This window comes from Treponema brennaborense DSM 12168, assembly GCF_000212415.1.
Taxonomy (GTDB): Bacteria; Spirochaetota; Spirochaetia; order Treponematales; family Treponemataceae; genus Treponema_F; species Treponema_F brennaborense.
Genome location: NC_015500.1, coordinates 1,177,041 through 1,201,509, shown reverse-complemented (window position 1 = coordinate 1,201,509; position 24,469 = coordinate 1,177,041). Strand labels below are relative to the sequence as shown.

23 protein-coding genes are annotated in these 24,469 nt (G+C 55.4%); 2 read left to right on the top strand and 21 right to left on the bottom strand.

Going from position 1 to position 24,469, the window contains the following annotated elements; all coding sequences use genetic code 11:
- Positions 1-20: 20 nt before the first annotated feature.
- Positions 21-269 carry a hypothetical protein gene (locus TREBR_RS14630; RefSeq protein WP_245523737.1) on the top strand — a complete coding sequence of 83 codons (249 nt, stop codon included), beginning with the start codon at positions 21-23 and terminating at the stop codon, positions 267-269.
- 109 nt (positions 270-378) lie between these two features.
- Here TREBR_RS14630 and TREBR_RS05100 read toward each other — a convergent pair whose 3' ends face one another.
- The 11 genes from TREBR_RS05100 to TREBR_RS05045 form a co-directional block, all read right to left on the bottom strand.
- Positions 379-2,961, bottom strand: a complete 2,583-nt coding sequence (locus TREBR_RS05100; protein WP_013758153.1) for an ATP-dependent Clp protease ATP-binding subunit — start codon at positions 2,959-2,961, stop codon at positions 379-381.
- Positions 2,962-2,997: 36 nt separating this feature from the next.
- A complete protein-coding gene (locus tag TREBR_RS05095; protein ID WP_013758152.1) occupies positions 2,998-4,146 on the bottom strand; it encodes an ATP--guanido phosphotransferase in 1,149 nt (382 codons plus the stop codon).
- The gene (locus TREBR_RS05090) at positions 4,143-4,688 is read right to left on the bottom strand and encodes a UvrB/UvrC motif-containing protein (RefSeq protein WP_013758151.1); all 546 of its coding nucleotides are present in this window, start codon (positions 4,686-4,688) and stop codon (positions 4,143-4,145) included. Before TREBR_RS05090 ends, TREBR_RS05095 begins: the two co-directional genes overlap by 4 nt.
- 2 nt (positions 4,689-4,690) lie before the next feature.
- Entirely contained in the window at positions 4,691-6,025 is a 1,335-nt protein-coding gene (locus TREBR_RS05085) for an ABC transporter permease (protein ID WP_013758150.1), read from the bottom strand.
- Complete coding sequence (locus TREBR_RS05080; RefSeq protein WP_013758149.1) at positions 6,022-6,741, bottom strand: ABC transporter ATP-binding protein; 720 nt, start codon at positions 6,739-6,741, stop codon at positions 6,022-6,024. Before TREBR_RS05080 ends, TREBR_RS05085 begins: the two co-directional genes overlap by 4 nt.
- On the bottom strand, positions 6,734-8,014 hold the full coding sequence (locus tag TREBR_RS05075) for an ABC transporter permease (protein WP_013758148.1): 1,281 nt from the start codon (positions 8,012-8,014) through the stop codon (positions 6,734-6,736). Before TREBR_RS05075 ends, TREBR_RS05080 begins: the two co-directional genes overlap by 8 nt.
- Positions 8,011-8,805, bottom strand: coding sequence for a hypothetical protein (locus TREBR_RS05070; protein WP_013758147.1), 795 nt, complete (start codon positions 8,803-8,805; stop codon positions 8,011-8,013). Before TREBR_RS05070 ends, TREBR_RS05075 begins: the two co-directional genes overlap by 4 nt.
- A complete protein-coding gene (gene ftsY, locus TREBR_RS05065; RefSeq protein ID WP_013758146.1) occupies positions 8,805-9,683 on the bottom strand; it encodes a signal recognition particle-docking protein FtsY in 879 nt (292 codons plus the stop codon). Before ftsY ends, TREBR_RS05070 begins: the two co-directional genes overlap by 1 nt.
- 1 nt (position 9,684) lies before the next feature.
- The gene (locus TREBR_RS05060; protein WP_013758145.1) at positions 9,685-11,301 is read right to left on the bottom strand and encodes a hypothetical protein; all 1,617 of its coding nucleotides are present in this window, start codon (positions 11,299-11,301) and stop codon (positions 9,685-9,687) included.
- Positions 11,298-12,435, bottom strand: a protein-coding gene (prfB, locus tag TREBR_RS05055; RefSeq protein ID WP_013758144.1) for a peptide chain release factor 2 whose coding sequence is annotated in 2 segments (ribosomal slippage) — positions 11,298-12,365 and positions 12,367-12,435 — 1,137 coding nt in all. Because the reading frame shifts where the segments join, the coding sequence is not laid out codon by codon here. The genes TREBR_RS05060 and prfB overlap by 4 nt, the downstream gene beginning before the upstream one ends.
- Positions 12,436-12,471: 36 nt before the next feature.
- On the bottom strand, positions 12,472-12,759 hold the full coding sequence (locus TREBR_RS05045) for a hypothetical protein (RefSeq protein WP_013758143.1): 288 nt from the start codon (positions 12,757-12,759) through the stop codon (positions 12,472-12,474).
- Positions 12,760-12,836: 77 nt separating this feature from the next.
- Here TREBR_RS05045 and TREBR_RS05040 point away from each other — a divergent pair, with 77 nt between their 5' ends.
- Positions 12,837-13,739, top strand: coding sequence for a hypothetical protein (locus tag TREBR_RS05040; RefSeq protein WP_013758142.1), 903 nt, complete (start codon positions 12,837-12,839; stop codon positions 13,737-13,739).
- Between the two features lie 32 nt (positions 13,740-13,771).
- On the opposite strand, the gene TREBR_RS05035 is transcribed toward TREBR_RS05040, so the two are convergent.
- The 10 genes from TREBR_RS05035 to TREBR_RS04990 form a co-directional block, all read right to left on the bottom strand.
- A complete protein-coding gene (locus tag TREBR_RS05035) occupies positions 13,772-15,892 on the bottom strand; it encodes a tetratricopeptide repeat protein (RefSeq protein WP_013758141.1) in 2,121 nt (706 codons plus the stop codon).
- The gene (locus TREBR_RS05030) at positions 15,889-16,680 is read right to left on the bottom strand and encodes a hemolysin family protein (RefSeq protein WP_013758140.1); all 792 of its coding nucleotides are present in this window, start codon (positions 16,678-16,680) and stop codon (positions 15,889-15,891) included. The genes TREBR_RS05035 and TREBR_RS05030 overlap by 4 nt, the downstream gene beginning before the upstream one ends.
- 13 nt (positions 16,681-16,693) lie before the next feature.
- Positions 16,694-17,182, bottom strand: coding sequence for an rRNA maturation RNase YbeY (gene ybeY, locus TREBR_RS05025; protein ID WP_013758139.1), 489 nt, complete (start codon positions 17,180-17,182; stop codon positions 16,694-16,696).
- On the bottom strand, positions 17,163-18,869 hold the full coding sequence (locus TREBR_RS05020; RefSeq protein WP_013758138.1) for an HD family phosphohydrolase: 1,707 nt from the start codon (positions 18,867-18,869) through the stop codon (positions 17,163-17,165). The genes ybeY and TREBR_RS05020 overlap by 20 nt, the downstream gene beginning before the upstream one ends.
- Positions 18,841-19,800, bottom strand: coding sequence for a PhoH family protein (locus TREBR_RS05015; RefSeq protein ID WP_013758137.1), 960 nt, complete (start codon positions 19,798-19,800; stop codon positions 18,841-18,843). The genes TREBR_RS05020 and TREBR_RS05015 overlap by 29 nt, the downstream gene beginning before the upstream one ends.
- Before the next feature lie 105 nt (positions 19,801-19,905).
- Positions 19,906-20,652: an amino acid ABC transporter ATP-binding protein gene (locus tag TREBR_RS05010; RefSeq protein ID WP_013758136.1), complete on the bottom strand. Its 747-nt coding sequence runs from the start codon at positions 20,650-20,652 to the stop codon at positions 19,906-19,908.
- Positions 20,653-20,666: 14 nt separating this feature from the next.
- Entirely contained in the window at positions 20,667-21,302 is a 636-nt protein-coding gene (locus TREBR_RS05005) for an amino acid ABC transporter permease (protein WP_013758135.1), read from the bottom strand.
- A gap of 18 nt (positions 21,303-21,320) precedes the next feature.
- Complete coding sequence (locus tag TREBR_RS05000; RefSeq protein WP_013758134.1) at positions 21,321-22,130, bottom strand: amino acid ABC transporter substrate-binding protein; 810 nt, start codon at positions 22,128-22,130, stop codon at positions 21,321-21,323.
- Positions 22,131-22,395: 265 nt separating this feature from the next.
- A complete protein-coding gene (argH, locus tag TREBR_RS04995) occupies positions 22,396-23,835 on the bottom strand; it encodes an argininosuccinate lyase (RefSeq protein WP_013758133.1) in 1,440 nt (479 codons plus the stop codon).
- On the bottom strand, positions 23,835-24,467 hold the full coding sequence (locus tag TREBR_RS04990; protein ID WP_013758132.1) for a MarC family protein: 633 nt from the start codon (positions 24,465-24,467) through the stop codon (positions 23,835-23,837). The genes argH and TREBR_RS04990 overlap by 1 nt, the downstream gene beginning before the upstream one ends.
- Positions 24,468-24,469: the final 2 nt, after the last annotated feature.

Genomic DNA, 24,469 nt, shown 5'->3' with positions numbered 1-24,469 from the left:
CCGTACTCGGCATGACGCCGATGGCGTTCTTTCCCGGCGAAGGAGCCGAATCCATGCAGCCCATCTGCCTGACGATCGTCGGCGGACTTCTTTCCGGCGCGTTCATGACGCTGTTCGTTTCGCCCGTATTGTATTCACTGCTGAACAAACGGCGCGAAAAACGGTTTAACGATCCTGAATCGCTTGAAAACCAGATGATTGAACTTGACGAAATGGAAGGAAAAAAACGGATCACTTCCGCAACGGGGCTGACGGAAGCGGGCGAATAACCGGCCGCCGTTATTCCTCGGCGCCCGGACGCCAAAAAGAAACGGGTATCCGTGCGGAAGCAGCGGATACCCGTTTTTGTTTGCGGACTGCCGAAACGGAACGCGACGCTTACCGCGACTCGACCGAATCGGGCGCGGGCAATTGCTCCGGTGTAACGGCGGGCGGAACGGCAAGCCGTTTCCGTTTCAGCGTTACCTTGACGGCACCGTTACGGTAATCCACCGAAGCCGCGGCGCCGCTTTGACCCGAAGCGGCCGCATCGGAGGCGCTTTCCAGCAGCCGGAGCGCGAGCGGATCTTCAATCTCACGCTGAATCAGACGGCGCATCGGGCGCGCGCCGAACGCCGGGTCGTACCCGTGGTCTATCAGATAATCGCGCGCCGCCGGTTTTACCGTCAGCGACACGTGCTGTTCGCAAAGCCGCTCGGAAAGTTCCGACAGCTGTATATCCAAAATCGAGGCGACTTCGGCACGGGAAAGCGCGTTGAACACCATAATATCGTCGATGCGGTTTATCAGCTCGGGGCTCAGCAGTTTTTTCAATTCGGAGAGCGCGCCGCTTTTTATCGCTTCATAGGACAGCTGTCCGCCGTCGTTTACGGCGAAACCGAGTCTGTTGCCGTTCGTAATGTCACGGACGCCGGCGTTGCTCGTCATGATGATAACCGTGTTGCGGAAATTGACGGTATGCCCCAGGCTGTCGGAAAGTTCCCCTTCTTCCAAAACCTGCAGCAGCAAATTGAACACGTCGGGGTGCGCTTTTTCTATTTCATCAAGCAGCACGACCGAATACGGGCGGCGGCGGACTTTTTCAGTCAGCAGACCGCCTTCTTCAAAACCGACGTATCCGGGCGGCGCGCCGACAAGCCGGCTCGCGTTGTGTTTTTCCATAAAATCGCTCATATCGATTCTGATGAGCGCTTCGTCAGAACCGAACAGAAAGCGAGCGAGCGTTTTTGCCAGCAGCGTTTTTCCGACGCCGGTCGGCCCCAAAAAGATAAACGAGCCGGCGGGCCGTTTTGAAGACGAAACGCCCGCACGGGACCGGCGAACCGCGGAGGCGATGCGCGCCACCGCTTCGTTCTGACCGACGATCGTTTTATGCAGTTCGTCTTCCATGTGCAGCAGCCGCGAACTTTCAGATTCGCTCAGCTGTTCGGAAGGAATACCGGTCATATCGGCTATGACCGAACAGACGTCCTGTACGGTAACGCTTTTCGCCTTCCGTTCCGTACCGCTTTCCCAAGCCGAACGGAATTGTTCCAGCTTTTCTCTCAGCAAATGAACTTTATCGCGCACTTCGGCGGCACGCTCGTAATCCTGATTCTGCACCAACTGTTTTTTTTCTTCCGTAAGCAGTTCGATGCTGTGTTCCAATTCGGCAAGCTCCGCCGGGCGCTCTTCTTCGTTGATTTTTTTCATGGCGCCGGCTTCATCCAAAATATCGATCGCTTTATCCGGCAGACACCGTTCGGTCAAATATCGGCGTGAAAAACGAACCGCAGCCCGTATGACCTCGGCGCCGTACGACACGCCGTGGTATTGTTCATATTTCGGCTTCAGCCCCTCCAGAATCCGTTCCGTTTCCGCATCGGTGGGTTCGGAAACCAGAACCGACTGAAAACGGCGTTCAAGCGCGGCGTCTTTTTCAAAATATTTGCGGTATTCGCTGATCGTCGTCGCACCGACGCACTGCAATTCGCCTCGGGCCAGCGCCGGCTTCAGCATGTTGGACGCGTCCATCGTGCCCTCCGCGCTGCCGGCTCCCACGACGGTGTGCAGTTCGTCTATGAACAGGATAACGTCTTTGCTTTCATATATTTCTTTCAGAATACGTTTGATACGTTCTTCAAATTCGCCGCGGTATTTCGTTCCGGCAATGACGGACGCAAGATCCAGCGAAACGATCCGTTTTTTCAGCAAGCCGAAGGGCACTTGTCCCGCCGCAATCTGCTGCGCGAGGCCTTCAACGATCGCCGTTTTGCCGACGCCCGGTTCACCGATCAGCACCGGATTGTTTTTGGTCCGGCGTGAAAGGATTTGTATCACGCGGCGGATCTCCTTGTCGCGGCCGACCACCGGGTCAAGCGCCTTATCCCGGGCAAGCGCCGTCAAATCGCGGCTGAATTCCGCCAAAACCGACTGAACGGGAGCTTTGCCCGGCTTCGCCTGCTTTTTTGCCTGCTGGTCGAGCGAGGCGAAAACCGCGCCGGCGGCGTTTTTTATTTTCTGAACGTCGAACGACGATTGGAAGCGATTGTACACTTCTCCCAGCGCCGCGTGCATTGCCTCCAGTGAAATTCCGGCTTTCTCAAAATACATCGCGGTAATGCTGTACTCTTCACGCACCGCCGCAACAACCAAGTGTTCGGTTCCCACGTATTCGCGGCTGAAAGTCCGCGACTCGACGGAAGCCGCATCGAGCAGCGTCCGCACGCGGCGCGACGGCGGCAAATCGGTGAACGAACGGCTCGTCGTCCGCTGCGTCAAACTCTGTTCGAGGGCCAGCTGAAACGTCAGCACGTTGATGTGCAGCTGCTGCAACAAAATATATCCCAATCCGTCCGCACTTTTGAGCAGACCGAGCAATACGTGTTCCGGCAGCAGCTGTTCGCTTCCGCTTTTACGTCCTTCGTCCTGAGCAAAAACGGCTATCAGTTTCTGCGCGCGTGGAGACAAACTCTTCATCATCTGTTATCCCTCATAAAAATATACGATAGTATACGGTCACGCACAAATTTGCGCGGATTCCAAAGCTTCCTGCATAATCAGAGCACGCAGCCGCGCGATAATCAGATTCGGATCCTGAACGACGTCCCGTTCATATGAAAATCCGCCATTTCGGTTAAGAAAATCGACGTGCGCGTTCCGTACCCGGTACAGCAGCGCGTTCAGCTCGCTGTACGTGATTCCTTCTATTAAACCGGCACTGCATCCGGTATGCAGTGCGGAAATCATGTCGATCGCTTCGCTGCAGCTGATAAAGCGGCTGTATTTTACCGCCGCGAACATCCGGTATACGATGTTTCTGAGAACAGTCGGTTTATTTTCGGCAAATTCGGAACGGAACTTGCGTTCCGATTCCGCAACGGAACGGATCGCCGCGGCGAATTCGGCCAGCTGATCTTCTTCGCAGCCGTTAAACGCCTGTTCGGAACTGATTTTGTAATACGCACCCAACGACGAGCCTTGATTCATATTTCCCGCGAACGAACAGGATACGCCGTAATTTTTACTTTTCAGATCATCGACGACGGAGCGCAACTGCTGCGCCAGCGAGAGACCGGAAAGCAGCATATGGGCGGAAAGTTTCATACCGCTGCCGGTATCGCGCAGCGACGTCGTTAAAAAGCCGAAGTCGTACGACGCGGCGAACTGCAGCGTCCGTTGCAGCGCGGCGTCGATTTCCCGGCACCGCTGCCGCGGCGACGTCAAATCGAGTCCTGAGGCAAACGAACAAATGTGTACGTGATCCTGCCCGTTCACCAGACACGAAACGTACCCGTCGGTGCGCACCACGATACCCAAAGGATGCGCATAAGAGCGCAGAATATCCGCATCCGGTGCGTTCAAGTCGCGTTTGTCCGCGGCGCACTCGGGCAGCAGACCGCGCTCAACGAGCAGCTGCTGGGAGCGCAGTTCGAGTTCGTTCACCCCGACAGCCTGAAAGCGATCGGGGTGTTCCATGCGGGAAAACGAATCGAACACCAGCGACTGCACTCGCTGCGCGTCGTCCTCTTTTTCACACGGCGGAAACGGAAAATTGGCCAGATTTCGGGCGAGACGGACGCGGCTTGAAAGCACGACGTCCTGCTCCGGCCCTTCGTAAGCGTACCAGGCTTCCTGTCCGGCGAGCGTATCGGGATGACTGCTCATACGGTTCCGCCTGAAATACCGTCCGGTTCCGAATCGGAGTCTTGCGGCACGTCGCCCGAGGCGACGGCGCACTTATCCAGCGCCTTGAGCCGATCGCGGTACACGGCCGCTTTTTCGTAATCTTCCGCCGCGACCGATTCGTCCAGTTTCGAGCGCAGGAACATCCGGTCGGTCAGCACCGAACGGAAATTCGCCAAACGGCCGGGCATGGAACCGGTGTACGGACCGGTCAGTCCCTGCGCACGCATCGATTCGGCGATCTCGGACGCAAATATATTGTAACATTCGGGGCATCCGGTCAGCCCCGTTTTCCGGATGTCGCCGAGACTTCTGCCGCACACCGGGCACAGCCGGGCGGCGTTCTTAGCCGCGGTAATCCCCTCGAACAGGCCGGCCAGAGACATTTCAATTTTTCCGTCTTTGGACTGAACGCCGCGTTCGGCGGCACATTTCAAACACAAATGCAGTTCCGTCTTCGCATTTTCAGACACTTGCTGTATCATCATCACGGCGTCTTCCGTTCCGCAGATATCGCATTTCATCGCTATATTTTCCTCAACGTATCGATCGGCTTTTCGGCTCCGGCGCGGAGACTGGGAATCACCGACACAATCACCGACAGCAGGATCGTTCCCGCCGCGATACAGAATAATTCCTTAAACGGCAGCACGACGGGAATTTTTTCCAAATAGAATGCGGGATCAAGCAGATGAACCGGCACGAAATCGCCGCCGGATCCAGCCGCCGCCCCACTTATAATATACCAAAATCGGGCCAAAATGTTAACAAATTTTTCCATAACCGAAATAATTCCGTTGACGTTTACCGCGCACAAAATGCCGACGGGCAATCCGACCAGAACGCCCGCGAGTCCCATACAAAAGCCGGTCAGCAGAAATGTCGTTACGATACCGCCGGTCGTTGCGCCGATGCTTTTCAGAATCGCGATCTCTTTGCGCCGTTCCATGGAAAGCATAACGAGCGCCGAAGACACGTTGACGGACGCGACGAGCACGATGAGAAACATGATAAAAATCAGCAGCATACGGGTGGATGCAAAATTTTCATACTGCGCGACGTTCAATTCGTTCCACAGCAAAACACGCGCGCCGGCCGGCGTGATTTGTTCTATAAGACGCGCCGTCTTCGGCATATCGGGAGAGAACGCGTCGGGCGTTTGAATTCCTATCTGCAGCGCGGACGATTCGTCGGATAAAAGCGAATAGCCGGTCTCGAACGGAATGAACACCCACAGCGCGTCGAGTTCCTGATATCCGCAGGAAACGACACCTTCGACTTTAAAAGGCGTCATCCGGGGAACCGTTTTTCCCGAAGCGCCGGTTTTCATCGTTATCAGCCGGAACGTGTCGCCCGCTTTCAGACGCAGCGTTTCGGCTATTATGGAACCTATCAGCGCACTGCGCGCCGTAGGCAGCGCGAGCGTTCCGTCCGTAACCGTGAGCAATTCGGTAAACGGCGTGTCCGCCGTAAACGCGGACGGCGGCAGCGCGCGCACCGAAGCGCCGGTACGGCCGGCAGCCGAAGCGGCGAGCGCGATTCCCTGCCGCTCCGGATACACCGACTCCACGCCGCTCACTTCGGCAACGATGCCGGCAAGTTCGGTAAACGCCGCAGGCGAAGCGGCCGCCGGACTTTTCGGCTGTACGGCAACCTGCATATGATAACTCGACAATTCGATAATACGCGACACGATGCCTTGAATCATACCGTCGGACACGACGAGTACGACCACGAGCGGCACCAGGCTCAGCCCGATGCAGAAAACGGCACCGAACAAACTGCGGCGTGCGCTCGAAACCCGTCCCGCGCGCGGACGCAGCAGCCGCGACGCGAACAAAATCGACGACTTTACGGTCATACGGCGGAATTTCCCGAAAGCGCGGACACTTCGGCAAGTTTTCCGGCGCTGATAGTGTACAGAATGTCGCCGCCGCGCGCCAGTTCCCGGTCGTGCGTTACCAGCACCAGCGTTTTCTTATAGCGATCCGTCAGCGAAAACAACAGTTCCCCGATTGCCGCGGCGTTCGCCGGATCGAGGTTTCCCGTGGGTTCGTCGGCCAAAACCAATTCAGGGTCCTGCACGAGCGACCGGGCTACCGCGACGCGCTGCCGCTCGCCGCCGGAAAGCTGGGACGGTAGATGGGTCAGCCGATGTTCGAGACCGACGTCGCACAGCAGCTGCCGGGCCTTTTCTTCGGCCGCCTTTTTCGGCACGCCGCTCATATACGCCGGAAGAAAAACGTTTTCCAGCGCCGTAAAATCTTTCAGCAAGTAGTGAAACTGAAAGATCAATCCCACGAATTTGGAACGGTACGCGGCGAGTTCGTCTTCTCCGAGCGAACTGACCCGATAGGGACCGACCCGCACGGTTCCCGACGTCGGTAAATCGAGACCGCCGATAATATTGAGCAGCGTGCTTTTTCCGCTGCCGCTTTCGCCCACGATAACCGCTTTCGTGCCGCACGGTACGCGCATGTTCAGCGATTTGATAATCGTCAGCTGTTCGGCTCCGCTTGCATACGTTTTTTCAAGATCTGTAACGACAATAACGTTCTGATCAGATTCATCACTCATCGCGCAGCACCTCCGAAACCGATACGCGTAACATTCCGCGGCTTGCAATCCAAGACGCGGCGACGGCTGAAAACACACCGAACACGGTGATACATATTATTTCAGCCGGAAACAACCGAGCCGGTATCCGTGCGTACACCTGATACATCGGATTTTCGCGGATATACATGCTGTTCGCCGGATCGAACAGGACGGCAAAAAAATACTGAACGCCGTACGTTGCTTTGGAAACCAGCGTGAACACCGTATCCATCCGGACGCATAAAAGCATTCCCAAAAGCAATCCCGGCAGCGCGCCGGCGAGTCCGGTCAAAAGTCCGCGCAGAATGAAAATCAACTGCACGTGTTTTTTCTTTCCGCCGAGCGCTTCGAGAATCGCGATTTCTTCGCGCCGCTCGTACACCATGCGCCGCATACCGTTGAAAATATTCACGCCGACGACCACGAAAATCAAAAACACCAGCATCATCAGCAGATTTTTCTCTATACGCAGCGCGCCGAAAAACGAACGGTTGTAACTGCGCCAAGACTCGGCCTGAACGGCGGGAACTTCGCGCGACAGCCGCGCGATCACGCGCGCGTCCGCTTCGGCATCCGACAATTTTACCGCGTACAACTTGCGCGCGTCGGAACCGAAAAACCGCTCCCCGTCTTCAAGCGAAACGAACGAATACGAAGCGTTTATGTCGGCATATCCGCAGCTGAAAATGCCGGTTACGGTGCAAACCCGGTTTTCGGAAATCAGATCGACGTCGCTCCCGCCCGAAAGCGCGAGCAGATTCACTTTGCTGCCGACCCGCGCGCCGAGTCTGCGCGCAAGTTCGGAACCGAGCACGATGGAACCGGGTGATTCCAGATCGAACGAGCCCGAATACATACGCAGTTCGCGCGCGAATCCCGCGTCTTCGCGATATACGTTGCGGGAAACGGCTCTGATGAACGCCGCGCTTTGTCTGCCTCCGACTCCGGCCATCAGCGTCTGCGCTTCGTAAAACGGCTGAACGGAGACGATACCGTTCGCCGGATCCGCGGCGGCGGCTTCGAGCGCGGCTTCGTCAAAATCTGCGTCCGGCGTCAGTCTGATATGGGCGGAACTGATTTCCATAATACTGTCGATAAATCCCATTTGGAATCCGTTCATCACGGATACCGTTACGATCAGCGTCATCACGCCGAAGCAGATACTCAGCGAAGCCAGAAATCCGGTTACCGCCGAACGGCCCGAACGGTCGACCTGAGCGAACCGGCGCGAAACGAACAGTATCCAATTCAAAATGAATTCCTCCGCAGTTCGGTTTTTCCGTCAAAAAACAGTTCTTCCCGCAGGATTCCGCCGCGGTATGTCGATTCGACGCGCAGTCCGCCGTCGAAAAAAAACGTTTCCGTATAATTGTCCGCGTCCTGCTGATTCCGCGAAACGCGCAGAACGCCGTTTTCAAAATAATCGTATCCGCCGCGGATGTCGCCGGCTTTGCGGTACACCGTCCGATACGACGCGGGCGGATTCACCGTGTAATCGGTTACGGTCTTTTCCGAAAGTTCCGTTCCCGCCGCGTAGCGGTATTCGGTCAGCGTGCGCAGCGTCCGACTTTCGCCGGTACGCGCCGCGGATTTGCCGCCCTCAGCGGGTTCCGGGCTCACCGCGTACACCGATTCGGCAGCGGGCAGCCCGCCGGCGGAAAACGACGTAACCGTCACGGTCGCTTTTTCGGCATCGTAGGTCTGCGATTCAAGCAGCCGGAACGAATCGCCTTCGTACGAATAATCCGTACGGACGGCAATCACCGCGGCCGCCCCGGAATCCCCGGCGCGCCACACCGTACGGGATTTGAGCCGCAGGAACGGATCGTATTCGTTTCTCGAAAAACCCTCGTCCGCCGCCTGCACGAGCGAAACGCCTTCGCGCTCGGACAAAACGGCCGTTTGCTCGCCGTCGCCCAGGTACAGACGGACGTCGCCGCTGCCCGTGTAGCGGTAACGTTCGGCGTCGCGCTGCTGTGCGGCACCCCCGCTCCGGCATAAAAGTCCGCAAACGAGCGCGGCGGAAACGAACCGGAGCCGCATCAGTCGATCCCCAAAAATTCATCCACGTACCGTTCCGGCTCGAACGGACGGATATCGTTGTAGCTTTCCCCAAAGCAGACGAACGCGACGGGAATGCCCAAATCGTGCCCGATCGCCGCAGCGATGCCGCCTTTGGCCGTCGAATCGTATTTGGTCAGGATAACCGCATCGAGCCCGACCGCTTCATGAAACACTTCCGCCTGCCGGAACGCGTTCTGCCCCGTCGTACCGTCTACCACCAGAATTTTCTTATAACAGCCCGCGTCCGCCTTGGATGAAGCGATCCGGTCTATTTTCTGCAATTCGCGCACGAGATTTTCCTTATTGTGCAGCCGCCCCGCCGTATCGGCGATAACGAGTCCGCCTCCCTTCGACGCAACGGCATCCGCCGCGTCGAATACGACCGCCGAAGGATCCGAACCGTGCTGATGCGCCACTACGCGGATACCCAGCCGTTCGCCGTGAATCAGCAGCTGATCGATCGCCGCCGCACGGAACGTATCCGCAGCGGCAAGCACGACGTTGTATTTTCCCATACCGTCGTAGAACGAAGCGAGTTTCGCCGCCGACGTAGTTTTGCCCACGCCGTTGACACCGAGCAGCAAATAGACGTTGACTTTTTCAGCGTCAGGTGCAAGTTCGACTTTTTTTACGAATTCAAGCAACATACGCTTCAATTCCGCGATGATTTCCCGTTCTTCACTGATATGCAGATCACGACAGTGCTTTTGCAGTTTTTCGACTATGTCGAACACGTTCTTTGCGCCGAGATCCCCTTCGATCAGGATATCGGCAAGTTCGTCAAAAAACGATTCGTCTTTTACCGGATGGATTCCGAACAGATTTTTGATTTTCTGTGAAAATGATATTTTAGCCATGTTAATTCCCGATTTCAGCAGTTTTCGGCAATATCGCGTTCGCCGCAAAAATATACCGTCCGAGCTGCACTATAAAATTGATTCCGAATCCGACGGACAAGGCGATCGAACAATCGGACACAGTCTTCCACATGCGCCGCTCCTGTTCGTCTTTATAGCCCATCGCCCAGCCGTTATACGAGTCGACGTACATGCCGTAAGAAGCGACGGAAGGAATGAGCGAAACCAGCAGCGCGCTGTACGAATTATACATGGTCTTCCGTCTTTTTTCAATGCGGAAGGCGAGATCCTGCGTTTCGGCCGTAATACTCGCGGAAATATCGGTCAGATTCCGCACGCCGCTTACGTCGGCGGTAAAAAACGTCGAAACCGGCGGAGTTTTCGCCGCATTGCCTTCGGAGCCGGGCGGCGGCGCTAATACGAATTCTCCGAGCACCACGTCCGAAGTTACCGGTATGCGGACCGGATCGGAACTGGCGGTCAAACCGTTTATGAAAAAAGTTCCCGGCAGCGGTACGTCGAGCGTAAAATCGACCGTTTTAGGTTCAAGCTTTTCCAATCGGATGACCGTCCGAAACGCGGCTTCCTGCGAAAAATCGTACGTAAAACCGGTCGTTTTATATCCGGCCGACTCGACTGTCACCGTATGAACGCCCGCCGAAAGCGTGACGCCGTCTTTCGCCCGGCCGGCGGATACGGACAGCGATCCGTCGACCGAAATCCGGGCAGCGGCGGCAGCCGCTTCGGGCTGAACGTCGAACGCAACCCGCACGGGCGGCGCGTTCCGTATCAGCGGAACCAGCGCGCGCGCAATCCGTTCGGCTATCAAAACCGTATCTGACAGCGAACCGCTTTCCGTAACGGAACCGGCCGCTATATTTCCCGGATACAGAGAAAGTCCGGCCGTAACCGAAACGTACTGCCCGATCACGGAAACGGAACCGGTTATCAAACCGTTTATGCGCGCCGTATCAACGGCTTTTTCGATTGAAGCGGAATCAGGGACGGAATTCAAAGCGGAATTTTGGGCCGAAGCGGCGGAAACGGAAAACAATTCGGCAGTCTGCCGTTTCCATAAAACGACCGTTTCCGGCTGAACCGGTCCTGTCCGAGCCGCTTCCGCCGGAACGGCTGAAGCGCCGTCTCCCGAAACGTCTTCCGCAGAAAAAAGCGGAGCGGTCTGCACTCTTTCCAACGCCGCCGCGTTTTCAGTCAATTTTTGCGTAATCTGCCGGACGGCTTCGTCCTGCTCCGCCAGCTTTTTCCGCAGCGTCCGTTCATTCCGCTCGGAAAGCACCAGCGCGTCGCGTTTTTTTACGGCGGCGGACAATTCACCCGCCAGCTTTTTCCGCTCGGCGCGCAATGCCGACAATTCGCGGCCGCGCAGCTCCGACGCCGACGGTACGTGCGTTTCCGCGTCGGACAGCGATTCCAGAATCAACTGCGGTATCTGAGCGGACACGGCCCGTACGGTTTCCGCAGAAACGCCGCCGGCCGGAGCGGCCACGGACGAAACGCCGAACGGCATTGCCGCGAGCACCCACTCGGAAGCGCGCAGCGCGGCGGGAGACAACAGAAAAGCGGCGGCGCAAACCGCCGCAATCTGCCGTAGAATCATATATCGTCCCCCGCGTCCGGGCCGGAATCGAGCGGCTGACCTTTCCACTGCGCCGCGAGAAACGCTTCGATAAACGGATCGATCGCGCCGTCCATAACGGATTGGATGTTCCCTATTTCGTGCTTCGTGCGATGATCTTTTACCATCGTATACGGCTGGAATACGTAGGAACGGATCTGATTGCCCCACGAAATGTCTTTTTTCTCCGACGCAAACTTGGCGTTTTCCTTTTCTTTCTGCTCGCGGTAATATTCGTACAGCCGGGCACGCAACATGCTCATTGCGGTGGCGCGGTTCATCGTCTGACTGCGTTCGGTCTGGCAGGCGACGACGATACCGGTCGGCAAGTGCGTAAAACGAACCGCCGAATCGGTCTTGTTGACGTGCTGACCGCCGGCGCCGCCGGCACGGTACGTATCCACACGCAAATCTTCTGGTCGGATGTCGACTTCGATCGTATCGTCGAGAACCGGAAACACGTAAACGGAAGAAAACGACGTGTGCCGGCGTGCGTTCGAGTCGAACGGACTGATGCGCACGAGCCGATGAATACCGGCTTCCGATTTCAAATAGCCGTACGCGTATTCGCCCGAAATTTGAAGCGTAACCGACTTGATACCGCCTTCGGCTTCGAGCATATCCACCGTTTCAACTTTGAAACCGCGGCGTTCCGCCCAGCGCACGTACATGCGGCACAGCATCTGAGCCCAATCGCACGCTTCCGTTCCGCCGGCACCGGCGTGAATCGTCAAGAACGCGCCGTTACGGTCGACTTCTCCCGAAAGCAGATTCAGGATACTCAGCCGGTCGTATTCGGCCTGCGCCTGATCGTACGCCGCTTTCAATTCGGCTTCAAGCGATTCGTCGCCGCTTTCCATACCGAGTTCGTAAAGCGCTTCCGCGTCGTCTACGGCGGCGATCAAATCCCGCCACGGCTCGATTCGGTTTTTAAGCTGCTTTATGTCGGTCATGACTTTTTCGGCTTTCGCGGGGTTTTCCCAAAATCCGCTTTCGCCGGATAAGGCTTCTTTTTCGGAAATGGCGGCTTCTATGGAAGGGACGTCAAAGACGCCCCCAAACGTTCAATATATCCTCTTTGAGCGAGGCGATAGGCATTTTAAAATCTTCAAGCATGGTAAGAACCTCCGTAAATGAAATGGCGACACGTTTTTACTGCGGAACGCCGGGAGCGCGAAGCAGACAGCGTTTCCACTTCTTTTTCGCAAGCTCCGTTACCGCGAACGTTCCTTGTATCGGAAATTGATACATTCTGACCGTATCGTAGTAATCCGTCACCCGGTCGATTTCCTTTTTCAGCCCGGAAAGCATCGAATCGGTTAGAGACGTATGCTCCCAGCACGCGCGCTGGATTTTTTTAAATCCGAAACGCGACAATACGGACACGAGCGCCCGCGCCGAATCCATAGTACCGGGATCGAGGACAACTGAAATAAACATACTATAGCATAAAATAAACGGGGCATATTGTCCAGTGTGCCCTTGAAAAAACCGATATTTTATCGCATTATATAAGTATGAAAAAGATATTCTCCGTGTGGTTCGTACTGCTCGCAAGTGCCGCACTGTACGCGCAGACTCAGCGCCCGATCGTATCGGATATTAAAGCCGAAGCCGTTTCAACGACGGCCATAACCGTTACCTGGCGGCTCCCCGCCGCTTTTGCAAAAACGGCGAACGTGCTCGTATACCGGAGCACAGAACCCATTGCCGAACGCGAAACGATCAAACGCGATCAGCCGGTTGCCGAAGCGGCGCCCGGAACAACGTCGTATCGGGATACACTGCCCGCTTATCGGGAATATTATTACGCCGTCGTGCTCAAAACTGCGGACGGTACACCGTACGATTTAATACTGCCGTCCGTAAACGCGACGATCGCCGGCGTGCGCCCTGAAAACGAAGTGCAGCCCGAACGCATACAGCCGGAAAGCGCTTCCGCACGGGAAAAGATAACCGACGTCGATCCCGAAGGCCTGCGCGATCAGCCGCTGCCGTTTTTAAACATGCTCCCCCGCCCGCCGGAACGGAGTACGATTTCTGCCGAAACGGAAAAAGCGGCCGTATCGCTCGGCAGCGATTCCGCCGGTACGCCGCGAATGACGCCCTATGTGTTCCGTAACGATAAAATCAAAACGGAATCGGGTGAAGATTCCATGCTGTACGACATTATCCAAACGTATTTCATTCCGGCGCAGTATGAAGCGGCGGGCGCCGCCATCACGGATTTTCTGCAAATCAAACGGAGTTCCGACGTTACTGCACGCAGTATCTTTTATCTGGGAGAAACGTATTATTATCTCGGCGACTACCGGGACGCCCTGAGCGCGTTTTTGAACGTGCAGGACGATTTTCCCGAATTGGCCGCCCGCTGGATTCAGGCTTCCATTGAAGCGTACGCCATCCCCGAATCGGAATAAATTACGCGGATTCGCTTTATGCCGGCGGCGCTTTAACGGAGACTGTCAAGCATTCCCGACAGCACCGGGTATTCGATTCCGGTTATTTCGTCGATAATCGACTTTACCGCGGCAGGGGACTGTGCGGCTGAGGCTTGAGATGCGGCGGCAGTTTGCGGCACCGCGGATGCAGTTTGCGGCGCACCTACGGACGCGCCGGCATCCGCCGGCTGCGAGGGAACCGGCACCGCTTCATCCCCGATATTGAGCCGATCGAAGAAACCGCCGCGTTCGTACCGCGCTTGGGAAATCTCTTCACCGACTTCCGTTACGGTAGCGGTACCGAGCACGTCCTTATCGGCGTACGTAATGCCCGCGCCCTGATCGGGTACGGAGATTTTCCCTGATTTTACCACGGTCAGCCGCGCACCCTTTTCAATACCGTCCGCCGATCCCAAATCGAGCAGCACGTTTTCGCCGCGCCGCGCGATAACCGTTCCGCGAACCGGCAGGACGCTCCGTATCGAAGCGTACAGGCGGCGAAGCATTCCCGCGTACCGATCGTTTCCCGTCCGGTAGATCCGAAATACGTCCGCCTGCGTTCCGGTTGCCGCCGAATACAGCTTTGCAGTCAGCAGCAATTCCCGGTCGCTCTGTTCAAATTCGACCAGCACGAAATAATCATGCGCGGCGGAGCGGGAACGGCGGAACGCTTCGGCGTACGATACCGGCTGCGTGTAGGCAGTCGCCGCGATCGCCTGATTGCCGTTAAAAAGTTCTGCAAGCGAACGGACGGTCACGCCGTCCGCTTCGGGATGCAGCGTCCGGGAGGCCGAATTCAGCACGTATACACCGATATGCCATCTGGTTTTGTCAAGATAAAACGGATCCACGTTCCAGCGCGTGCCGAGCGTGGAAGATAAAAGCGAATCATACGCTTCTATCGTGTCGGAAACCGAAACGGAAACCGTCTGCTGGGCGCTTATAAAACACAGCTGTTCCAGATACAGTTCGGTCCGGCCGTTCTTTTCGAGCAGCGCACCGTACGCGGCCCGCGCGTCCAAATTCAGCGGATCCAGGCGGAGTGCCGCCCGGTATTCGTACTCGGCCTGCGCCGCCTGATACGAAGCCTCGTATTCACCCGCTTTCGCAGCGTGAAACGCGGACCACTGCCGGCGCCGCCCGTCTTCAACGGCGAACGTATCGGTAACGATCAGCTCAAGCGCGGCGCGCATTATTTCATCCTGCGGAACCGCTGCGAGTCCTGCGGCGAACACGTCGTACGCGTCCTGAGTCCGCTCCAGCTTCTGCAGGGAAAGCCCTTTCAGATACCACGCCGTCGCGGCATTTCGGTCGCGTCCGATCCGGTAATCGCACACGTCGATCACTTCTTCATACCGGCGCAGCTCGAACAGCACTGAAGCCAGCAATTCGTATCCTTTGTCGAGCGCGGGCGCCAGATTCACCGCCGCGCGCACCTGCCGCTCTGCCGACGCGGCGTCCCCTTTCCGGAACGCCAGCCAGGCGGCAACGTAATGCACTTCCGCGTCGTCGCCGTGATGCCGCAGCGCCTGTTCGATGTAACGCTCCGCATCGGCCGTTTTTCCCATCTCCGCAGAAACGAGCGACAGCGACAGAAGCGCGCGGCGGTTCGACGTCTGCCGTTTGAGCGCGTCCAGATACAACTGTTCAGCACCTGAAAGCCGGCCTTCCAAAATATCCAGCTGCGCGAGACCGAAGCGGGCGTCTATGTCGTTCGGATACGAGGCGAGCACTTGCTTGAACGTGCGTTCCGCGTCGCCGTACGCTTGCAGTCCCAAATAACAGAATCCGGTCAGATTGAGGATTTGCGCCGTTTTGCCCGAATAGGTACCGGCCGACTCCAAATACGTCAGTGCAAGCGAATATTCGCCCATTTCATAATTGCATTCGGCGAGGGAAAACCACGCCGCACCGTACGCGGGATTGAGGCGCACCGCTTCGTAATAACTTTCCACCGCGCCGTACCAATCCTGCGCCGACTGCAATTTCTGCCCCTGATCGAAATAGTACTTCGACGTACGGGCGGGCGCGGCTGCCGAAACCGGTACGGATACCAGACACGCGGCGAGACAGCAGACGGCTAAACGGATACGGATACCGGTTGCGTATCCCGCGGCGGATTTTTTGCTCATGTTTCGTTGTCCTTGCTGCGGCGAATCAGTTTGATGACGTTCACGCGGTGCCCTTCCATGTCCTGCACGATAAAATCGTATTCGTTCCAGGAAACCTTTTCGTATTTAACCGGAATTTTACCGAACAGGTCGAACACGAAGCCGCCGAGCGTGTCGAATTCTTCGTTCGGAAAGCCGGAACCGATCGTTTCGTTCAAATCGTCCAGATTGACGCGCGCGTCGCACAGCCATATGTTGTCGCCGAGCGAAATGATATCTTCCCGTTCGTTGTCGAATTCGTCCTGAATATCGCCGACGATTTCTTCAATAATATCTTCCATACAGACTATACCGGAAATTCCGCCGTACTCGTCGATTGCGATCGCGATGTGCACGTGCCGGCGCTTGAATTCGCGCAGCAGCGTGTCTATCCGCTTCGATTCCGGCACGAAAAACGCCTTGCGCACCTGTTTTTCGAGATCGATCGCTTCGTGCCGGGCGAACGCCGCAATCAGGTCTTTTACGTACAGGACTCCGATGACGTTGTCGATCGATTCGCTGTATACCGGAAACCGGGAATGGCCGCTGTCCGCGATTTTTTCAAGCAACTCGTTCTGAGGCGTTCCGACGGACAGAAAATCGACGTCTATACGGGGAATCATCACTTCTTTTACGGACGTTTCCGACAGATCTTCAATTCCCCGAATCATGTCGCGCTTTTCTTCGTTCAATTGTTCTTCGGTCGTTCCCGAACCGGAATCACCCGCAGCATCTTTTTTCTTCTTCGTAAACTTGTCAAACAAACCCATCAATAGTATTCCTTTATTCCTTTTCCCGTATGATAATATCCGCGTCGTGCAGAAAATCGGGCAATATCGACTCCTGCAAAACGAGCATTTCCTGTTCGGGAGAATTGTCGCTGTGATCGTATCCCGACAAATGCAGCACACCGTGAATCAGCAGCCGTTTCAGTTCCTGATCGACGGGAACGCCGAATTCAAGTGCGTTCCGTTCAAGCGTATCGATACTGACGACGATATCACCCGCAGAAGTCCACGGCACGCCGTCTTCGTCGATATATTCGTCGCCGAGTTCAAAAGACAGCACGTCTGTCGGACCTTTGATCGAACGGTACTGCAGGTTCAGCTCCGCAATAAACGGATCCGCACAGAACAGTACGGAGACCTCCCAGCCGGTAATATGCAATTTTCGCAGCACGGACTCCATAAACGGCTCGATTTTTTCGATCCATTCGGGCGAACCGCACGCTTCGTGCACGGATACTTCTATTTTATTTGCTTCGTTTTTCATCGTCTCCCCTTTCTTTTGCCGGCGTATCGTCGTCGGGATCTTTTTGATTCGGATATTCGATTCGCGAATGATAGTACCCCGCCAGTATCTGCACGAACGAATCTTCTATGACCGCAAGATCTTTGAACGTCAGCTCCGATTTGTCGAGCTGATGATGCTCGAATTTTCCCATAACGAGCTGATGGATGAATTTTTCAAGCCGAGACACGGACGGTTTTTCAAGCGTACGGCAGGCGGCTTCAACCGTATCGGCGAGCATAACTACGGCGGACTCCCTGCTCGACGGCGGATTTCCGATATACGAAAATTCTTCCGGAGTAACCGTGTCGTCCTGTTTTTTCGCTTCGTTATAAAAATACGAAATAAGTCCGTTTCCGTGATGTTCGGCTATGATATCGATGACTTCAGGCGGAAGGCGCAGCTGATGGGCTTTTTCAATCCCTCGTTTAACGTGACTCTTGATCACGGACGCCGAAAGGCGCGGATTTATTTCATCGTGCTTGTTTCCGCCGGTCTGATTTTCAACGAAATATTCGCTCTGATCCACTTTACCCAAATCGTGATAGTACGCACCCACGCGCGCGAGCAGCGAATTCGCGCCGATCTCGCGGCACGCGCTTTCGGCAAGCGTCGCGACCATCATCGAATGATTGTACGTTCCCGACGCGGTCAAAAGCATTTTGCGCATCACCGGATTGTTCAGATCGGATAAATCCATGAGCCGGAACACCGAAGCCGTATTTAAAAGCGACTCAAGCGGAGTCAGAAAACCGAGCGCCAATATCCCGGAAATGAAACCGTTCAGCGCGATCATCAGCAGCGTAAACAGCGCGTTTGAAAACGAATCGAGAAAAATGATCTTGAACGTTACCATAAAAACCAGATTCAGCAGCGCGATCAAAAGCGACGCAAAAACCAAATCGATGCGTTTTTCTATTTTACGGACGATTCGGGCGGAAGCCAGACACGAAGCGAGCACGAACAGTGCGGGAATAAGGTTCGCCGCGTCCGCGTTCAGCACGCCGAGCGCCGCGATAAACGAAAAGAAGACCGCGTGCAGCTGCCCGAACAATACCGCCGTCAGAATGATAAAAAGCACGCCCGGAATCACGATCGGCACGTTGTACGCCGAAGAAAACGGCGCGAGCTTTCTGCCGAAAACGGCGAGCGCGTATATGCTCACGAAAAAAATCGCCAGAAGCACGCATTCTTTTACCGACGCTTTTACCCCCGTCAGCGCGGGCGTAAACAGCAAAAACCAAAGCGCCGACAGCAGCATCAGATACAGCACTTTGTCGGCGAACACCCGGTAATCGATATACGACGGCGCTTCCGCCATTTTCTGCAATTTGGCGAGCGATTCTTCGGTAATCGGGAAGCCTTTGCGCACCACCTTTTCGCCTTTTTCTATCGACGCCGGATTGGCCGCGTCGGGCGCGAGCGTTTTATCGGCAATAATCGTACGATCCGCGATCTGCCCCGCTTCAAAATCCGACACCGCGTATGAAAAAACGGTGCCGGACGACGCGACGGCAAAAAACGCAATCAGGACGACGGCGGTAAACGCCAGCAGAAAAACGACGAGAATGAGATAATTACGCGAAACGTAATTACCGAGAGAATGTAATAACGCAGTCAGCGCGTTCGTTTTTTCAGTTTTAGGAGAAATCGGTTTGTTCGTTTTCATACGCCTGTACAATTTTTTTGACCAAAGGATTCCGCACCACGTCCGAGGCAGTCAACGAATGAATTTCTATCTCCGGAACGGAACGAAGCACGCGAACCGCGTGCGCCAAACCGGACACAGTCCGCGGCGGAAGGTCAACTTGAGTTATGTCGCCAGTCACGAAGACTTTCGACCCTTCACCCATCCGGGTTAAAAACATTTTCATTTGCTCTTTCGTCGTATTCTGCGCTTCGTCCAGAATAATAACGCTGTTATGTAAAGTCCGCCCGCGCATATACGCCAGCGGCGCCGTTTCTATCGCACCGGATTCCGTCAGCTTGCGTACGGTTTCTTTCGGAAGCAGCGCTCCTATCGCGTCGTACAGCGGGCGCAGATACGGATTTATTTTCTGTTCCAAATCGCCCGGCAGGAATCCCAGATTTTCGCCCGCTTCCACGACGGGCCGGGTAAGCACGATGCCCGCTTTTTCATGCGACAGCACGAGCCGGAGCGCTTCGGCGACGGCGAGAAACGTTTTGCCGCTGCCGGCCGGTCCCAGACAGAACACCATGTCGCTGCGGCGCATTGCGTGCACGAGCGCCGCCTGATTACGGGTCTTCGGATACACTTTCCGGATACCGCCGGGAATAACGACGCTCGCCGCCGAAAACGATCCGGCTGAAAGACGATCCGACGAATCGAGCAAAATGGTGTTCAGCAGATCGGGCCCCACGTCGCAGCCTTCGGAAGCTTCGTCCAGCAAACGGTCTATGATATGCCTGAACTGCTGCGCTACGCCGGGATCCGCGTCAGGTACGGATAATTCGTTTCCGCAGGTAAAAACGGGCACGCCCAAATGTTTTTCAATGAGATCTAAATTACTGTCATTCGTACCGCACAAACGCGACAGCATCTCAGCGTCCGGCACGACTATCGTATACGCAGTTTCCACGAAACCTCTATGGCTGTAAATTGTAATGGTAAACCGCAGCGGCTGTCAAGTTTAAGCCGCCGCACTGCCATCGCGCAGCCGTCGCAAACGGGTTCGGCAACGGATTTAAAATCTGCTTAAAAACGCTTTCGTGCGCTCGTTCTGCGGATTCGTAATCACGCTGCGGGCGTCCCCCTGCTCCACGATGACGCCGCCGTCCATAAAAATGATGTGATCGGCAAGATCGCGAGCGAACGACATTTCGTGCGTTACGACGACCATCGTCATTTTTTCTTCCGCAAGAGACCGGATAACTTTCAGTATCTCTCCGGTCAGTTCCGGATCGAGCGCCGAAGTCGGCTCGTCGAAAAACAGCACTTCAGGATTTAAAGCGAGCGCGCGGGCAATGGATACGCGCTGCTGCTGCCCGCCGGACAATTCGCACGGATACGCGTTTTCCTTATCGGAAAGACCCATCTTTGCAAGCAGCGCTCGCGCGGTTTCAAGCGCTTCGGCTTTCGTCTTTTTCAGAACGACCGTCTGCGCCTCGGTAACGTTGCGCAGTACGTTGAAATGCGGAAACAAATTGAAATTCTGGAAAACGAGCCCGGCTTTCAAACCGATTCGGCGCAGCGTCCGCTTATCGGCGTACGCACCGTCCCGCACCAGCGTGTCGCCGCCGATTCTGACGGTACCGCCTGAAACCGATTCAAGCTGCGTTACGCAGCGAAGCATGGTGGATTTGCCGGAACCGGACGGCCCGATAACGCCGAGCACTTCACCCTTGGAAACGGTGAACGATATATCTTTGATGACTTCCAGCGTATTGAACGATTTGGAAAGATTTTCTACTTCTACGACGACTTCGGACATGACACGCTCCAACGCTACCGGTAATAATCGAGTTTTTTTTCCGCGCGGACGAACACCGCCGAAACGATCCAGTTCATGAAAAAATAAAAAACGCCGGCAACGAAAATGGGCATCGTTGAAAATTCCCGGCTCGCGGCGTTTTGGGCAACGCGGAACAGTTCGGCAACGCCGATAACCTGAGCGAGCGCGGTGTCTTTTACCAGCGTAATGACTTCGTTTCCGGTCGCGGGCAGAATCCGCTTGATCACTTGCGGCAGCACGATCCTGAAAAACGTCTGCAATCGGGTAAAACCGAGCACCTTTCCGGCTTCATACTGCCCTTTGGACACGGATTCGATGCCGCCGCGGTAAATTTCCGCAAAATACGCCGCGTAATTTACGGACATGGCGATAATCGCGGCGGTAAAACGGTTGTACGATATTTTGAATAGATAATACGGTGCAAAATACACGAAAATGAGCTGCAAAATCAGCGGCGTTCCGCGGATTATCAGCATGAACAGTTTAGCCGGTACGGACAGTACCGGGTTTTTAGACATGCGGGCAGCCGCAAACGGTAAACCGAGCGGAAGCGAAAACAGAAGAGTCAGAAAAAATATTTTCAGAGAAACGAGGGACCCTTCGCACATCGCAAGAAGCATTTTTTCCATTGCAGCCGCCGCCTTACCTTATTTGCCGATCACGGAAATGTCGGCTCCGAACCATTTCTGAGAAATGGCGGCAACCGTTCCGTCCGCAGCCATCTGCTCGAGAACGCTCTGCACTTCGTCGCGCAGTTTCACATCGCGTTTGCGGAAGCCGATACCGTATTTTTCGGAACTCAAATGTTCGTCGAGTACGACGAAATTCTTGCCTGAAGTTTTAATACTGTAGTTGCCGACGACCATATCCATAACGACGCCGTCCACGCCTTTGATTTCAAGATCCATCAGCGCGGTCAGATTGTCCTTGAATTCGACGATTTCCTTTACCGATTTCTTGAATTCGGGAGCCGCTTCAACGGCGTCCGCCGCACTGGAACCGGCCTGCAGTCCGATGGACTTACCGGCAAGATCGGCGAGCGTTTTAATACCCGAATTGCCGCGGACGATAACGACTTGCGCGTTGTCGAGATACGGCTTTGAAAAGGAAAGCGCCTGCTCGCGTTCCGGCGTCATCGTAAAACCGTTCCAAATGCAGTCGATGTTGCCGGTATTCAATTCCTGTTCTTTGGCGGCCCAGTCGATCGGCTGACATTTCAGCGTTACGCCGAGACGGCGGCAGACTTCCGCTGCCAGATCGATATCGTAACCGGCGATGTCGTTCGATTCGTTGCGGAAACCGAGCGGCGGAAAAGAATCGTCCAGTCCGAGTACGAACACGCCGCGGGTTTTCAATTCTTCAAGCGAATTGTCTACGCCGGAATCTTTTTTACCGCCGGCGAATACGGTACCGGCAATCAGCGCGCACGCGCAGACTGCTGCAAGCATTTTTTTCATGATACACTCCTATAAAAAGTCAAGGAGGAAATGTCAATTTCCGACTTGGCTTTTTACGCAGCTTCGCAACAAAGTGAGAAGCTGCACTTAATAAGAAAGTTTGCAACGCAAACTTATAAAAGATAAAAACCGACGATATTGCAGGCGGTTTTTATCTTACACTCCTTTTTCTGCATATATACAAAAAAACATTTACAAATACTGTACACGAAACGGCGCGCTTCTTCAAGATACCGCCGCGCGCGTGCCGAACGTATTCGGCCGGTTACGAGTGCTCCACGCAGAACGCACGGAGAGCGGCAATCTGCCGTTTTACCTGAGCCGGCGCGGGTCCGCCGGTAATATCGCGGGCAGACACGCACGCTTCGCTCGTAATGCACGCGTACAAATCGGCTTCGATGAGCGGCGAACACGCCTGCAGATCGGCAAGCGGCAAATCTTCTATATTACAGCCCCGTTCGATGCACAAACGCACCGCGGAAGCCGCGACGCCGTGTGCCGTACGAAACGGCATACCTTTGCGCACCAGATAATCGGCAACGTCGGTTGCGTTCGCGTGTCCGCCGGTACAGGAAGCGGCCATACGTTCCGTATTCCAGCGGGCAGTCCCGATCATATGGGTAAAAACGGTTACGCACGACAACGCCGTGTCGTATGCGTCGAACAGACTCGATTTGTCTTCCTGCATATCGCGATTATACGCAAGCGGCAGCCCTTTTATCATCGTCAAAAGCGCGATCAAGTCGCCGTACACTTTGCCGGTGCGGCCGCGGATAAGCTCCGCAAAGTCGGGATTCTTTTTCTGAGGCATGATGCTGGAACCGGTCGACCACTTTTCGGACAGATCGATAAATTTGAATTCTTCGGTAGACCAAATGATTATTTCTTCGCAGAACCGCGACAGATGCGCCATCAAAAGCGACAGCGCCGCGGTGATTTCAATACAATAGTCGCGATCCGCAACGGTATCGAGCGAATTCTGCGTTACCCCTTCAAAGCCGAGCGCCGAAGCTACCGCTTCACGGTCGAGCGGCAGTCCGCTTGCGGCGAGCGCTCCCGCTCCCAGCGGCGACAGATTAATCCGCTTCAACGCGTCGGACAGCCGGCCGTGATCGCGCACGAGCATCCAGCTCCAAGCGCACACGTGATGAGCAAGCGTTACCGGCTGCGCGCGCTGCAAATGAGTGTATCCGCTCAAAAGGGTTTCCGTATGGGAACCGGCAATATCGTTCAGCACGGAAATCAGCGTAACCAGTCTGCGCTGCAAGTCGGGAACCGCGTGGCGCAGGTACAGCCGCTCGTCGAGCGCTATCTGATCGTTGCGACTGCGCCCGGTATGTACTTTTTTACCGGTCTCGCCGAGGCGGTCGGTGAGCACGCCTTCTACGAACGAATGGATGTCTTCCGCGGACGGGTCTACGCTCAGCGCTCCGGAGTTCAGATCCGCTGCGATGCCGTCGAGCGTCGAAACGATCGCGTCGGCTTCGGCACGGCTGATTATTCCCGCCGAACCGAGCATAGCCGCGTGCGCTTTACTGCCCGCGATATCGTCCGCCGCCATGCGCTCGTCTACGTGAATGGATGTTTCAAACGCAACGGCCTGCGCGTCGGGGCCTTCCGCAAACCGGCCGTGCCAGAGCGCCGCGTGATTTCCGCCTTCAATAGCGCCTTTGCCGCGCGCTGCCGATTCCGTGTCCGTATTCATCATGTACCGCCTATTATTCCCAATTTTATTAAACCGTCGTATATCAGCTGAACCGCCATTCCGGACAAAATCAGCCCCATGATTTTTTCAACGACGAACATACCCGTATGATGCAGAAACCGGAGCAGCAGCGACGCTCCCCGCAGAGACACGTACACGCACACCAGTCCCGCACAGACGGCTGCGGCCAGCAGTCCGGCGGAAACGATCCAGGGACGGCTCGTTGAAGAAAAGACCATAATCGTCGTGATAAGGCCGGGTCCCGCGATAAGCGGTATGGCGAGCGGAAAGAGCGCGACAAACGAAGGATCTTCGTTTTCCGATTGTACGGGCGCCGGCGTCTGCCTGCTCCGCGGTTTGCTGTAAATCATTTCAAACGCAATCAGGAAAAAGAGGATTCCGCCCGAAATATAAAACGCACCGGGCTGAATACCGAAAAAGAGCAGCAGATACCGTCCCAGCAAAATGAACACGAACAGCACGAGCGCGGCGATGCACACCGCGCGTTTTATAACCGTACGTTTCAGCGATTCGTCCATAAGGGCGGTAACTGACAAATATTGAGGAATGATCCCGATCGGATCCATAATAATAAGAACGGTAAGCAGCAGCTTGATAAAATCGGCGAACACGG